Source organism: Variovorax sp. W1I1 (genome assembly GCF_030815625.1).
GTDB classification, from domain to species: Bacteria; Pseudomonadota; Gammaproteobacteria; order Burkholderiales; family Burkholderiaceae_C; genus Variovorax; species Variovorax paradoxus_C.
Window position 1 is genome coordinate 5989952 of the sequence record NZ_JAUSWZ010000001.1, and the last position, 13568, is coordinate 6003519.

Annotated in this window: 10 protein-coding genes; 4 read left to right on the plus strand and 6 right to left on the minus strand. The window is 67.5% G+C overall.

The window, feature by feature from the left end; genetic code table 11:
- Positions 1 to 2655, minus strand: coding sequence for an alpha-ketoglutarate dehydrogenase (gene mdeB / locus QFZ83_RS27870; RefSeq protein WP_307511625.1), 2655 nt, complete (start codon positions 2653 to 2655; stop codon positions 1 to 3).
- Positions 2656 to 2760: 105 nt separating this feature from the next.
- Here mdeB and QFZ83_RS27875 point away from each other — a divergent pair, with 105 nt between their 5' ends.
- Positions 2761 to 3234 (plus strand): Lrp/AsnC family transcriptional regulator, encoded by a 474-nt coding sequence (locus QFZ83_RS27875; protein WP_013544210.1) that lies wholly within the window; start codon positions 2761 to 2763, stop codon positions 3232 to 3234.
- A gap of 21 nt (positions 3235 to 3255) precedes the next feature.
- Here the strand turns inward: QFZ83_RS27875 and QFZ83_RS27880 are convergent, their stop codons facing one another.
- The 3 genes from QFZ83_RS27880 to QFZ83_RS27890 all read right to left on the minus strand — a co-directional run bounded on the left by QFZ83_RS27880 (position 3256) and on the right by QFZ83_RS27890 (position 9176).
- On the minus strand, positions 3256 to 5283 hold the full coding sequence (locus QFZ83_RS27880) for a PhoX family phosphatase (RefSeq protein WP_307511627.1): 2028 nt from the start codon (positions 5281 to 5283) through the stop codon (positions 3256 to 3258).
- Between the two features lie 238 nt (positions 5284 to 5521).
- Positions 5522 to 7759, minus strand: coding sequence for a PhoX family phosphatase (locus tag QFZ83_RS27885; RefSeq protein ID WP_307511629.1), 2238 nt, complete (start codon positions 7757 to 7759; stop codon positions 5522 to 5524).
- A 268-nt stretch (positions 7760 to 8027) separates the two neighbouring features.
- Positions 8028 to 9176: a murein transglycosylase A gene (locus QFZ83_RS27890; RefSeq protein WP_307511631.1), complete on the minus strand. Its 1149-nt coding sequence runs from the start codon at positions 9174 to 9176 to the stop codon at positions 8028 to 8030.
- On the opposite strand from QFZ83_RS27890, the gene QFZ83_RS27895 reads away from it, so the two are divergent.
- The 3 genes from QFZ83_RS27895 (at position 9175) to QFZ83_RS27905 (ending at position 10842) form a co-directional block, all read left to right on the plus strand.
- Positions 9175 to 9336: a hypothetical protein gene (locus QFZ83_RS27895; RefSeq protein ID WP_167330566.1), complete on the plus strand. Its 162-nt coding sequence runs from the start codon at positions 9175 to 9177 to the stop codon at positions 9334 to 9336. The genes QFZ83_RS27890 and QFZ83_RS27895 overlap by 2 nt on opposite strands.
- Before the next feature lie 198 nt (positions 9337 to 9534).
- Positions 9535 to 10194, plus strand: coding sequence for an OmpA family protein (locus QFZ83_RS27900; RefSeq protein ID WP_042577385.1), 660 nt, complete (start codon positions 9535 to 9537; stop codon positions 10192 to 10194).
- An 81-nt stretch (positions 10195 to 10275) separates the two neighbouring features.
- Positions 10276 to 10842: an OmpA family protein gene (locus QFZ83_RS27905; protein WP_307511632.1), complete on the plus strand. Its 567-nt coding sequence runs from the start codon at positions 10276 to 10278 to the stop codon at positions 10840 to 10842.
- 4 nt (positions 10843 to 10846) lie between these two features.
- Here QFZ83_RS27905 and QFZ83_RS27910 read toward each other — a convergent pair whose 3' ends face one another.
- Together QFZ83_RS27910 and QFZ83_RS27915 are read right to left on the minus strand one after the other, a co-directional pair.
- Positions 10847 to 11473, minus strand: a complete 627-nt coding sequence (locus QFZ83_RS27910; RefSeq protein ID WP_306881215.1) for a response regulator transcription factor — start codon at positions 11471 to 11473, stop codon at positions 10847 to 10849.
- 37 nt (positions 11474 to 11510) lie between these two features.
- Positions 11511 to 13568: a nitrogen regulation protein NR(II) gene (locus QFZ83_RS27915; protein WP_307511634.1), complete on the minus strand. Its 2058-nt coding sequence runs from the start codon at positions 13566 to 13568 to the stop codon at positions 11511 to 11513.

The following is a 13568-nucleotide window of genomic DNA, read 5'->3' on the forward strand; positions in this document are numbered from 1 at the left end:
TCAGCCCAGCGCGTACCGCGCAGCCCGCGCGATGCTCGCCGCATCCACGCCGAAGAACGCGCGCAGCGCGGCGCGCGTGTCGCTGCGGCCGAACCCGTCGGTGCCGAGCGTGACGTAGCGGCGGCCTTCGGGCAGGAAGGCGCGCACGCTCTCGGGCACGCTGCGCACGTAGTCGGTGGCGGCGACGATCGGGGCCTTGCCTGCGCCCAGTTGCTGCGCAATGAAGGGCACGCCGTCTTCTTCTTCGCCTGCAATTGCGCGCTGCTCGCACGCCAGGCCATCGCGCGCGAGTTCGCTCCAGCTCGTGACGCTGAACACCTCGGCCTCGATGCCTTCATCGGCCAGCAATTGCGCAGCCTTCACGACTTCAGTAAGGATCGCGCCCGAGCCCATCAGCGTGACCTTCTGCTTCGCCTTGCCCTTGGCCGGCGCATAGGTGCCGAAGCGATAGCACCCACGCAGGATGTCCGCCTCCGCACCCGCGGGCACATCGGGCTGCGCGTAGTTCTCGTTCATGAGCGTGACGTAATAGAAAACGTCCTTCTGCTCGACCATCATTTCGCGGATGCCCGCATCGACGATCACTGCCATCTCGCCCGCATAGGCCGGGTCGTAGGCCTTGCAGTTCGGGATGGTCGCGGCCACGAGGTGGCTGCTGCCGTCCTGGTGCTGCAGGCCTTCGCCGCCGAGCGTGGTGCGGCCCGACGTGGCGCCGAGCAGGAAGCCGCGCGCGCGCTGGTCGGCCGCGGCCCAGATCGCATCGCCCACGCGCTGGAAGCCGAACATCGAGTAGTAGATGTAGAAGGGCAGCATCGCCAGGCCATGCACGCTGTAGCTGGTGGCCGCGGCCGTCCAGCTCGCGATGGCGCCGGCTTCGCTGATGCCTTCTTCGAGGATCTGCCCGTCGGTCGCTTCGCGATAGCTCAGCACCGAGCCGATGTCTTCCGGCGCATAGCGCTGGCCCACGCTCGAATAGATGCCCACCTGCTTGAAGAGGTTCGCCATGCCGAAGGTGCGCGCCTCGTCGGCCACGATGGGCACGATGCGCGGGCCCAGGGCCTTGTCCTTCATGAGGTTGCCCAGCATGCGCACGAACGCCATGGTGGTGCTCATTTCCTTGCCGGCCGCCGCCGTGGCGAACTGCGCGTAGCTTGCGATGTCTGGCTTGGGCACCACGTCGCAGGCAGTCTCTCGGCGCGGCATGGCGCCGCCGAGCGATTCGCGGTGCTGGCGCAGATAGCGCATCTCGGCGCTGTCTTCGGCCGGGCGGTAGAAGTCCATCGCGGTGGCCTGCGCATCGGTGAGCGGCAGGTTGAAGCGGTCGCGGAATTCGATGAGGTCCACATCGCCCATCTTCTTGTGCGAGTGCGTGGTCATCTTGCCCTGCGCGGCGCTGCCCATGCCGTAGCCCTTCTTGGTGTGGGCGAGGATCACGGTGGGTTGGCCCTTGTGCTTGGCGGCCGCGGCGTAGGCGGCGTGGATCTTTACAAGGTCGTGGCCGCCGCGCTTGAGGCGATCGATCTGCTCGTCGGTCATGCCTTCGGCAAGCCGCGCGAGCTCGGGGTTCTGGCCGAAGAAGTTGTCGCGGTTGAAGCGGCCGTCCTTCGCGGCGAAGGTCTGCATCTGGCCGTCGACGGTGTTGGCGAACACGCGCGCGAGCGCGCCGCTCACGTCCTGCGCGAAGAGACCGTCCCAGTCGCTGCCCCACACGAGCTTGACGACGTTCCATCCCGCCCCGGCGAAGAGCTTCTCGAGCTCGTCGATGATGCGGCCGTTGCCGCGCACCGGGCCATCGAGGCGCTGCAGGTTGCAGTTGACGACCCACACGAGGTTGTCGAGCTTCTCGCGCGCGGCGAGCGTCAAGGCGCTCATCGATTCGGGCTCGTCCATCTCGCCGTCGCCGAACACGCCCCAGACCTTGCGGCCTTCGCAATTGAGCAGGTTGCGGTGCGTGAGGTAGCGCATGAAGCGCGCGTGATAGATCGAGCTGATCGGACCGATGCCCATCGAGCCGGTGGGGAACTGCCAGAAGTCCGGCATCAGGTACGGATGCGGATAGCTGCTGAGGCCGCGTGCGCCGCTGCCTTCGGTGAAGGCCGGCGCGGTGAGTTCTTGGCGGTAGTGCTTGAGGTCTTCTTCGCTGAGGCGCCCTTCGAGGAAGGCTCGCGCATAGACACCGGGCGCACTGTGCGGCTGGAAGAACACGAGGTCGCCGCGATGCTGCTCGCTGCGCGCATGGAAGAAGTGGTTGAAGCCGGTCTCGAACAGGTCGGCCGCGCTCGCGTAGCTCGCGATGTGCCCGCCGAGTTCGCCGTACGCCTGGTTGGCCTTGGCCACCATCGCGAGCGCGTTCCAGCGCATCAGCGAAGCCAGGCGCTCTTCCACCGCGAGGTCGCCCGGAAACGGCGGCTGGTCTTCGGCGGCGATGGTGTTGACGTATGGCGTTGCCAGTTCAGGCTGCCAGCCGATGCGCTGCTGCCGCGCGAGACGGGCCAGCTCGACCAGCATCTGGCGCGCGCGCTGCGGGCCGTGCGTTTGCGCGAGCGCCAGGAAGGCATCGCGCCATTCGGCGGTCTCCGCGGGATCGGGGTCGTTCGACATTGGGCTGTCGAGCAACAGGGCGCGCATCTGGTCGGCTGAAATCGGGGCGTTCATGACGGCACTTTAAGCCGGTGCGCGGAAAATTAGCTACCGGCGCAGGCAATACCACGCGCTCATAGCGGCATAAAATGCCGCCACTTCTTCATTTCGAAGCATTTCATGCAACTGGACGCCATCGACCTGCGCATTCTCGACGAGCTGCAACGCGACGGCGCGCTGTCGAACGTGGAGCTTGCGCGCCGCGTTCACCTCTCGCCATCGCCCTGCCTCGCGCGCGTGAAGATGCTCGAAGCCAATGGCGTGATCGACCGCTACGTGGCGCTCGCAAGCGCGAAGGCGCTGGGCCTCGGGCTCAATGTGTTCATCTCGATCAGCCTCACGACGCAGAGCAAACAGTCGCTCGCCGACTTCGAGCAGCGCATCGCCGAGCACGACGAGGTGATGGAGTGCTATCTCATGACCGGCGACAGCGACTACCTGATCCGCATCGCGGTGGCCGACATGGCGGCGCTGGAGCGGTTCATCATGGAGCAGCTCACGCCGATTCCGGGGATCGAGAAGATCCGCTCGAGCTTTGCGTTGAAGCAGGTCAGATACAAGACGGCGCTGCCGTTGCCGGCAGCGCCGTCCTGAATCTGAAGAAACGCCGGGAACTTACTTGGCGAGCTTGGGCTGGATCGGATCGGCCGTGAGGTAGCCCACAGCGGCGCTGAAGCGATCCCTGTAGTTCGCGCGCACCAGCGAATCGAGCGTGGACTGCACGTTGACGTGAAGGTCCTTGTTCCAGTCACCCGGATGCTGGAAGTTGCTCATGATGTAAGTCCAGCCGTTGATCTCGTCGACCGCGTGCAGGCCAGTCGATTCACCGCCTGCGGGAATCGACATGAGGCGCGAAAGCTTCTTCGTATCGACGTTGTAGGCCCACAGGAAGTTGTTGACGTGGCTGCTGCTGTCCTCGCCGATGAACAGCGTGCGCATCTTTTCCGAGAACTTGAGGTTGTCGGGGTTGCCGATCGTGTTGGGGTTGGAGGTGTTGCCGAGCGCATCGGGGGTGGGAAGGTCTTCGCCCACGATCAGCGCGCGGGTCTGCATCGGCACCCATTCGCTGTTGATGGCGGTGCCGTCGGCATCCTTCTGGCCGCCGCCGAGGTTGTGCGCCATCACGCCGCCGGCGCTGAGCTTCTTGGGCAGCGCGATGTTGGTCGCAGCCGACCAGCCCTTTCCGCCGCTGACCATCGAGTCCTGGATGTTCTGCAGCGCGGAGTAGGCGACCTTGTCCTTGATGTTGACCGTCGTGCCCTCCATCTTCGTGAAGGCCATGCTGGCGCCCTTGAGGTTGGCATAGCGGTGGGTCTCCAGGAAGGCGGCCGCCTTCTCCATGCCGGGCTGGAGCTTGACCCAGTTGGCCACGCCGTTGGCGAACAGCTTGGTGTAGCTCACGTCGGTCGGATCCGCCGTCTTCACGTCCATGATGTCGGCCGCCTTGAGCGTGTTCGCAAGGTTCTCGATCTCGGCGCTGGTCGCATGGCCCAGGTTGATCCAGGTGATCCTGGTGGCCGCCGCGGCCGGGTTGATCGAGTAGCCCGCGTCGTACTTCGCGACGTAGAGCGTGCCGGCCGACAGGTCCTTTTCCTTGTCGGCGACGAACATGAAGAAGCCGCCGTTGGTGTAGTCGTCGCCCATGATGGCGGTGCGCTGGTCGGGCATGACCTGGATCAGCTCGTGCGAGATCCGGCCCATGCAGTAGTGCTTCTTGACGCTGCCGGTACCGTCGGGGTTCACCGTGACTTCGGGCAGGTGACCGTAGTGGTACGGGTTGGCCTTTGTCTCGTCGCCGAACACGTTCTTGCTGTAGGCCTTGAACTGCTTGTCGCCCGAGGAACCGGCCGCGGCGAATGCATCAGGCTCGTACTCCTCGCTCGACAGGTGGGTGTTCCAGGGCGACAGGCTCGCGCCGCAGGTGATCCACAAGCCATGCGCGCTGGACATGTCCACGTTGTGGTACTTCACCAGGCTCAGCTTGCCGGTGGCCTGGTCCTGGTCGAGCGTGAGCACGGCGATCGGGGACGGCAGCACGCCGTAGGTGTCGGCGCCGCTCTGGTCGCGGGTGTTGTATTCGAACTGCACCACCGCGAACACCGGCTTGCCCTTGACGCCGGCCACATTGGCATTCGGCAGTGCAAGCAGCGACGTGCCATCGGGGCTGTCGGAGAAGAACTGGCGCTCCTTGCCGGCGACCGAGGCGTCGATGATCGGCTTGTTGTTGATGTCGACATAGCCGCCCGCGAGGATCTGGCTGCCCTTGCCGTCGGACACCATGTCGCCGGTCAGGAAGAAAGGCTGGTAGGCCAGCTTGTATTCGGTGGAGCTGCCGTTGTCGAACGAGACCTTGAGCGTGGACTCGACGGTGGTGGTGGCCATCTTGGCCGCAGCGGCGAGCGTCGGCGCGGCCATGCCGGTGAATTCGGCAGAGACGAAGTTAGCGGCGGGAGCCGGTGTCGTTCCTGGCGCGGGCGCGGGCGCCGGCGGCAGCACGATGGGAGGGAATGCCTGGCCGCCGCCGCCACCACCACCGCAGGCGGTGAGGAAGGCGAGGCCGCCCAGCGGGAGCATCGGGGCCGCGCCCAGGAGTTTGAGGGCGTGGCGGCGGGAGGCGACGGGCGCCTTGTTGGAATCAGTCATTGGTTTTCCGCAGATCGTGGGGTGGTTGCGGTGAGGCCGAAAGTCAGCCTCCCGTCAGAGCGTGGACCTTAAGAGGCGCCCGTGACGAAACCGTGCATCGCGCATGACAGAGCGATGACACACCAAGGCCTGCGAGCGCGACGCTCGAAAGGCTTCGTCCAACCATCCGCGGAACCGACGCACCGTGGAACCGGCGAGGGGCCGGGTCCCGGTGCGTCCGCTCACGATGCGCGAGGTCTCAGAGACCGATCAGGCCGCCGTCGTTCCTCGTGATCACCACCGTCGCCGAGCGCGGACGGGACGTGCCGCCGTCCGGCCAGTGGCTGATCGGCGCCTTGATGTCGCTCGTGCCTTCGCCCGGGTGCTGGATGTTCACGAACAGCGCGCGACCGTCGCCCGATTCGGCGATGCCGGTGAGTTCGCAGTCCTTCGGGCCGACCAGGAAGCGGCGGAGGCCTTCGGTGCCGGGCGCCTTGCCCACGAAGGTGTTCTGCGTGCGCGGGGTGCCGGCATCGACGTTGGTGATCACCTTGGCGCCGCCGTCGCCCACCTTGCCGGGCAGTGCGGCCAGCAGCATGCAGTTGGTGACGTCGGTGTAGGCGCCGTCGTCGGTCTGGAGCCACAGGAGGCCGGGCGCGGCGTGGCTGAACCACATGCCATCTGGGCTGGACATGTCGTTGTCGGCCGTGAGCTGCGAGAGGTTGACGTCGGCCGAGGCCGTCGAGCGCGCGGCGAAGAGGTACACGTCCCACTTGAAGCCCCGCGCGGTCGGGTCGGCGTTGTCGTCCGCGAAGCGCACGATGTGGCCGTTCGGGTTGCCCAGCTGCGACTTGCCGCCGGTGGTCTTGTCGTCGTAGTAGCGCGGATTGGAGGCGCTGGTCTTGGTGATCGGGCGCGAGGCAGCGTTGGTGTTGGTCAGCGTCACGTAGACGTCGCCGGTCTTCGGGTTGACGGCGGTCCACTCGGGGCGGTCCATCTTGGTCGCACCGGCAGCATCGGCGGCCAGGCGGGCGTTGGTCACCACGTCGGCCGCATCGGCGAAGGCGTACTTGTCGTAGCTCGAGGTGATGTTGTTCACGCCGAGCTTGAGTTCGAGCCAGACGCCGGTGCCGTCTTCGTTGAAGCGGGCCACGTACAGGCGGCCATCGTCCATGTACTTGTCACCCGAAGCGATGCCGCCGCCGATGTCGGCCGCGTCCCAGTTCTTGGTGGAGACGAACTTGTAGATGTACTCGTTGCGCGAGTCGTCGCCCATGTACCAGACCAGCGGCTTGCCGACCACGACCGGCCCGAGGCAGGCGCCTTCGTGGCCGAAGCGGCCGAGGGCGGTGCGCTTCTTGGGCATGCTCGACGGGGTGAAGGGATCGATCTCGACCACCCAGCCGTAGGTGTTGTGGCCGTTGCGGTAGTCATCGGTAGCCGTGGCGCCGATGACTTCGGTGTTCCAGCGGCCGTAGAGATCGTCGGGGGTGTCGGGCGTGACGGTGGCCCAGAGTTCGCGGCCAGTGCTGGCCACGCCGTAGCGGCTGAACGATGCCTTCTCCTTGGTGCTGCGGTTCTTGTCGTCGTTGGCAGCAATGCGCCGGAAGTAGCCGGCCCAGTTCTCTTCGCAAGTCAAGTAGGTGCCCCAAGGCGTGGTGCCGTTGGCGCAGTTGTTGAGCGTGCCGCGGGTCTTGCTGCCGTCGGTCGAGTACTTCGTCTTCAGGTAGTCGGTCTTGGCGGCCGGGCCCGAGAAGGCCATTTCGGTCAGCGTGTGAACGCGGCGGTTGAAGCTCGAGTCCTGCTTGTAGGTCCAGGTATTGCCGACCTTGTTGACCTCGATCACGCTCACGCCGTGCAGGTAGAACTCGCGCAGCACTTCGTCGGCGACGGTGCGCACGCCGCCCACCACCGTCTGGCCGGCGGGGTGCAGGAACAGCGGCGTGATGGCTTCGTGGTTCATCACGAGCAGGCCGCGCGATGCGCCGGCCGGGTCCCACTTGTTCGACGCATTGATGCCGAAGAAGGTCATGCCGTCGTGGTGGTCGCCGGCGCGGCGGTCGTAGGTGGACGGTGCGTCGGTGCCGTCGTTGGCGTAGGCGGGCACACCGGCGGCGATCGGGTCGCCCAGGCGATAGAGCACGCTGGCGGTGTAGCCGGCGGGAACGGTCACCACGTCGTCCAGGCTCTTGGCCACGGCATTGAAATTGAGTTTGAGCGGTGCCTGCTGCGCGGGCGGTGCGGGCGTCGGTGCCGGCGGTGCGGGCGCGGGTGCCGGGGGCAGGATGGGGAACGAAGTGCCGCCACCGCCACCACCGCCACCACCGCCGCAAGCTTGCAGCAGCGCCGTGCCTGCAGTGCCGACACCCAGGCCGAACAGATGGCGTCGGCTCAGGCGCGAGGCGATCAGGTCGGTGAACGAGGGGTTGGCGGTGGGGTTGGTGCCGATGTCGTCGAGATCGATTCCGGATTCGTCGGAACGGGTGTTTGCGGTCATGCGCAATTTCTTTCGTGGGTTGAAGAAGAAGACAACCCGCGAAGCTAGGCACTTCGTATGACACTCCCGTGAATTGATCAGGTTCCCGTCAGGTTGTTCTGAAAGGCGTGGCTCGCCCCAGGCGGGACGTGGCTCGCCCCCAGGCTGCGCGCACTTCGTGTCGCTTCTCCTTCCCCCTACCGGGGGCAACACCAGAGGCCCGGCAAAGCCGGTTCCTCGGTGTTTCTGGAAAGGGATCGGGAAAGGATCGGCCGATCCCGTTCTTCGGTCAGGGCGCGGGGAGCTGCCTTGGCCAGAGCGCCCAGAGGCGCAGCGGCTGGTTCACGCTCGCGGCGAGCCGGCCCGCATCGGGGCCGGTGCCGGCAAAGTAGTCGGCGCGCACCGCGCCGAGGATCGCGCTGCCGGTGTCCTGCGCCACCACCAGCTTCTGCAGTTGCGCCGCCGGCCCGCTCGAGGCGAGCCACACCGGCGTGCCGTAGGGAATGCTCTCGCGGTCGACCGCGATCGAGCGGCCCGCGGTGAGCGGCACGCCCTGCGCGCCGCGCGGGCCGAACGCGGCATCGACCTCGCTCATGGTTTCCTCGCGGAAGAACACGTAGCGCGGATTGCTCCACAGGAGCTGCGGCACGCGCTGCGGGTTCTGCACGGCCCAGGCCTTGGTGTCGTCGGGCCACTTGCCGACCTTGCTCACGCCCTGGCTCATGAGCCACTGCTGCACGCTGCGGTAGGGCTGCTCGTTGGTGGCCGCGAAGGCCACGCGCACAGTGTGCTGGTAGCCGTTGGTCTCGGTGATGCGCAGGCGCCCCGAACCCTGGATGTGCAGCATCAGCGCATCGATGGGGTCGGCCATCCACGCGATCTCGCGGCCACGCAGCGCGGCCTGGGCTTCAGGCAGGGTCTCGATTTCCTGGCGCGTGTACCAGGGGCGCTTGGGCACGAGGCCATCGGGCGCCTGGTAGAGCGGCACGTTGAAGGCGGCGCTCGGCACGCGCGAGGCTTCGTACACCGGCTCGTAGTAGCTGGTGAGCTTGCCTTCGCTCTGGCCCGCGAGCGATTCGACGCGGTAGGGCTGCAGCCGGTCGGTCATCCACTGGCGCTGCTCCTCGGGGGTCGCGATGGCGAGCTGGCGCACATCGCGGCACAGCGGCGCGAAGGCGGCGTTGGGGCGCACGCAGTTGGCGAGCAGCGCGATCCAGGCTTCGTGCAGCGGGTCTTCGCTGAAGCCCGGCAGCTCCGCCCAGCCGACGGGCACCCAGCGGCTCTTGGGGTGCGCGAGCGATCCGGTCAGCGGACCGAGCTCGCGCGGCGGGGTGGCGGAAGGCCGGGTGGGGGCGTCGGGCACGCGGGGGCCGACGGAGCAGGCGGCGAGCGTTGCTACGATCGCAAGCCCGACCAGCCACTGGAGTCCATTTCTCATGGGTTTGATTCTGCTTGAAGCCCTCGCCGCGGGACTCGTGTTCATCTTGATCATCTGGTGGACCATGTTTTCCGGCCGCAGCAAGGGTGAATTGCATGACGACACGGAGGCTGAAGCCGACCGCGCGCCCGACGATGGACGCCCGCCGCCGAAACCGTGAATTGCTCGTGTAGCCCGCCGCCGCGCACCCGTGTCGGAGAAGCGCCTGGTCGCTATTACTTTAGTAGCAATCATCGCAGCATGCACGCGCAATGGCGAAGGTTTTCTTATTTTCCGTAGGGCCTTGAACCCGTACCATCGCGTACCCTCCCCAGCGCTAAGCTGTGCCCCGCTTGATTCAACATCGAAAGGGATCGCCATGAAAAAGTTCGTACTCGCCACCTGTGCCACCGCCATCGTCCTGTCCGGCTGCGCCGGCGGCATGACAGACACCCAACGCAACACCGGCATCGGTGCCGGCATCGGCGCACTGGGCGGCGCCGCCATCGGCTCGGCCACCGGCGGCAACCGCGGTGCCATCGGCACGGGCGCGGTGGTCGGCGCGGCAGCCGGAGCGCTCGGCGGCTACCTGTGGTCGCAGCGCATGGAAAACCAGAAGCGCCAGATGGAAGCCGCCACGCAGGGCACCGGCGTCGCCGTGACCCAGACCCAGAACAACGAGCTGAAGCTGGCCATTCCGAGCGACGTGTCGTTCGACGTGGGCCGCGCCAACATCAAGCCCAACTTCGCACCGGTGCTCGACCAGTTCGCCAGCGGCCTGCGCAACAACCCGAATGCCGAGGTGCGCATCATCGGCCACACCGACAGCACCGGTTCGGACGCCATCAACAACCCGCTGTCGGTCGACCGTGCCACCAGCACGCGCGACTACCTGGTCGCACGCGGCGTGAACGCGGCGGCCTTCCGCATCGAGGGCCGCGGCTCGCACGAACCGGTGGCCGACAACAACTCCGACGCCGGCCGCGCGCAGAATCGCCGCGTCGAAATCTACGTGGGTGAGCGCGGCCCGCGCGGCTAAGCAGCCACCCACCGGGAAACCGGCCGCATCGAACGGCCGGTTCCCGCCATCGTTTTTATTGGTCCATAAGAGGGAAAACTCATGAGGAAGCTTCTTGTCTCGGGTGCAGCAGCAGCGGCTGCGTTGATGTTCATTGCAGGTTGCGCTTCGCAGTCCGCACCGCCGCCGGCACCCGCGCCGGCCGCACAGCCGGCAGCGCCCGCCAACAGCTGGACAGCGCGCCTGGCCGCACTGAAGTCCGACCTGGAAGCCTCCACCAAGGGCACGGGCGTGGTGATCGAGCAGACCGCCGACAACCAGCTGCACGTGGTCATTCCGAATGAGCTGTCGTTCGACACCGGCCGCGCCAACGTCAAGCGCAACCTCGCGCAGGTGCTCGACAAGGTCGCCGAAGGCCTGAAGACCGCCACCGCCGCCAGCGTGCGCGTGGTCGGCCACACCGATGCGACGGGCAGCGAAGAAGGCAACGAGCGCCTCTCGGTGAGCCGCGCCGACAGCGTGCGCAACCACCTGGTGGGCCGCGGCGTATCGACCACCGCGATCACGACCGACGGCCGCGGCTCGCGCGAACCGCTGGCCGACAACGGCACCGCCGCTGGCCGTGCCCAGAACCGCCGCGTCGAGATCTTCGTCGCGGAAAAGGCCTGATCTCTTAAAGATCCCGAAGTCGGTTCGCCAATTCGACGGCCGACTTCACCTCCATCTTCTCGAACACGCGCGCCCGGTGGACCTCCACCGTGCGCACGCTGATGGCCAACTGATCGGCGATCAGCTTGTTCGGCAGTCCCTCGACCACGAGCCGCATCACGTCGCGCTCGCGGTCCGTCAGTTCGGCGATGCGCCCGGCGAGGCTGCGGCGCGCGCGCTGCACCTCGAGCGCCCGCAGCGACGCACCGAGCGCCTGCTCGATGCGGTCGACCAGCGCGTTGTCCGAGAACGGCTTCTCGCAGAAATCGAAGGCTCCGCGCTTGACGGCATCGACGGCCGTCGGCACGTCCGCATGGCCGGTGAGAAAGATCACCGGCATCGCGTCCAACAGGCCGCGTTCGGCCAAGCGGTCGAACAGCACGAGCCCGCTGGTGCCGGGCATGCGCACATCGAGCAGCAGGCAGCGCGGCTGATCGGGCAGCGGGCCCTCGGCCAGCAACTGCTCGAAGGCCTCGGCGCTGCCGAAATGCTCGCTCGCCAGGCGCCGCGAGCGCAGCAGCCAGGCGAGCGCCTCGCGCACGCTGGCGTCGTCGTCGACGATATAGATGAGTCCATCGATCAGCGGTTGCATATCAACAATTCCAGGAAGAGCGAAGGCCGGGAGCGCGTCATGTGCTCGGCAAGGTGAATCGGAAAATCGTGCCGCGCGGCCGGTTGGGCTCGTGCATGAGCGCGCCGCCGTGTTGCTCCACCACCGTGCGGCACAGGCTCAGCCCGAGGCCCATGCCGTCGGCGCGGGTGGTGAAGAAGGGCGTGAAGAGCCGCTCGGCCACGTCGTCACTGATGCCGCAACCCAGGTCGGCCACCGAGAACTCGAGCCAGCGGCGGGCGTCGTCGGGGGCGGTGCTTCCGCCCACCGCCACGGCGCGCGCCACGCGCAGCCGCAGCACGCGGCTGCCGACGTTGTCGGGGCTGTCCATCGCCTGCATCGCATTGCGCGCGAGGTTGAGCAGCACCTGCTCGACCAGCGTGCGGTCGCACATGGCCGCGGGCAGCCGGTCTTCGAGCACCACCTCGATGATCACGCCGAGCTTGCGCGCCTGCAGCCGCACCAGCGGCAGCACCGCATCGATGAGTGCCTGCGGCGCGACGGCCTCGCGCGTGCGGTCGCGCCGGCGCACGAAGTCATGCACGCTGCGGATCACCTGGCCCGCGCGGTCGGCCTGCTCGGCGATGCGCTTGACCGCCATCGCGACTTCGCCCTGGTCGCCCTTGGCGTTCGGCCCGAGCAGGTTGAGCGAGCCGCTGGCATAACTCGCGATCGCGGCCAGCGGCTGCGTGAGTTCATGGCTCAGCAGCGATGCCATCTCGCCGACCGTGGCGAGCCGCGCGCTGGCCTGCAGGCGCTCCTGGCTTGCACGCGAAAGCTCCTCGATGCGGCGCTGCTCGCTCACGTCGATGAACGCGCTCATCCAGCCGGTCTGCACGCGGTGCGCGTTGATCAGCGGCGCCTCGAAGATCAGCACCGGAAAGCGCGTGCCGTCCTTGCGCATGAAGACCGATTCGAACCCCTCGCGCGGCGGCATGCCGCCGGCCAGCCGCCGCGCCTGGCGCTGCTGGTATTCGTGCGCCAGTTCGGTGGGCCAATAGGGCGCTTCGGGTGCATCGGCGCTGTCGGCCATGAGCTCCTCGGGGGTGAAGCCGACCATCTCGCAGAAGGCCGGATTCACGTAGGTGATGCGCCCCTGCAGGTCGCGTGCGCGCAGGCCGGTGATGACGGAGTCTTCCATCGCCTTGCGGAATGCGAGCGCATCGGCCAGGTCGCGCTCGGCGCGCAGGCGCATCCGCGTGTCGCGCGCGAGCAGCACCAGCACCGACACCAGCGCGATCGAGATCGCGGTGACCAGCGCCGTGAGCATGTTCGGGAACAGGTCGGGCGCGGCGCGCCAGCCGTCCACGCGCAGCATCAGCGCGGCGCCGGGCAGGTCGATCAGCTGCTGCGAGGTGAAGACGCGCGTGCCGACGCGGCGCGAACTGCCCAGCGCCACCAGCCGCGTGCCGTCGGTCTCGGTGAACGCCACTTCCTGCCCGCGCGTGAGCGTGGGGCCGACCAGCTCGATGAGCGCGTCGCGCAGCGAATAGCTCGCGACGAGAAAGCCGCCGCCGTCGATCGGCACGCAGAACTCCATCACCTCGACACCGCCGCCGCCGGCAATCGGCACGTAGTGGCTCGGCGAGTACGCGCCCGCGCCGAGCTTGCGGGCGGCCGCGCAGGCCAGCATCACGTCGGACTGCTCGGGGCCGCGGCTCGCTTCGTCCAGAAGGCGCATGCGGTAGGGCGTGTTGATGGCCTCGACCGGCCGCAGCGCGGCGTCGCGCCATTCGAGGCGCAGCCACTCGCGGTGCTCGCGCAGCAGGGCGGCCGCGGCATCGTTCCATTTCGCGCGGTCCGTGCCCGGCGTCTGCGTGGCGCGCAGGCTCTGCGCATTGCGCTGGAAGCCGCTGCGCAGATCGGCGACGGCGTCGGCGGTGTCGCGGTCGAGCTGGGCCTGCACCTGCTCGACCTCGTGCCGCCCCGCGAGCCACACCACCGTGACCAGCAGCACCGACACCAGCACCGCAAGCAGCAGCCACAAGAACCAGCGCTGCCACAGCGAGCGCATCCGCACATAGGCGGATCGCGCCCACCGCGGCGGTGCGACGGTCAGCAGCGCATCGGAGGACAT

Bases quoted from the DNA above. Each gene is read 5' to 3' on its own strand.
- mdeB (WP_307511625.1), bottom strand. From the start codon at position 2,655: ATGAACGCCCCGATTTCAGCCGACCAGATGCGCGCCCTGTTGCTCGAC.
- QFZ83_RS27875 (WP_013544210.1), top strand. From the start codon at position 2,761: ATGCAACTGGACGCCATCGACCTGCGCATTCTCGACGAGCTGCAACGC.
- QFZ83_RS27880 (WP_307511627.1), bottom strand. From the start codon at position 5,283: ATGACTGATTCCAACAAGGCGCCCGTCGCCTCCCGCCGCCACGCCCTC.
- QFZ83_RS27885 (WP_307511629.1), bottom strand. From the start codon at position 7,759: ATGACCGCAAACACCCGTTCCGACGAATCCGGAATCGATCTCGACGAC.
- QFZ83_RS27895 (WP_167330566.1), top strand. From the start codon at position 9,175: ATGGGTTTGATTCTGCTTGAAGCCCTCGCCGCGGGACTCGTGTTCATC.
- QFZ83_RS27890 (WP_307511631.1), bottom strand. From the start codon at position 9,176: ATGAGAAATGGACTCCAGTGGCTGGTCGGGCTTGCGATCGTAGCAACG.
- QFZ83_RS27900 (WP_042577385.1), top strand. From the start codon at position 9,535: ATGAAAAAGTTCGTACTCGCCACCTGTGCCACCGCCATCGTCCTGTCC.
- QFZ83_RS27905 (WP_307511632.1), top strand. From the start codon at position 10,276: ATGAGGAAGCTTCTTGTCTCGGGTGCAGCAGCAGCGGCTGCGTTGATG.
- QFZ83_RS27910 (WP_306881215.1), bottom strand. From the start codon at position 11,473: ATGCAACCGCTGATCGATGGACTCATCTATATCGTCGACGACGACGCC.
- QFZ83_RS27915 (WP_307511634.1), bottom strand. From the start codon at position 13,568: ATGTCCTCCGATGCGCTGCTGACCGTCGCACCGCCGCGGTGGGCGCGA.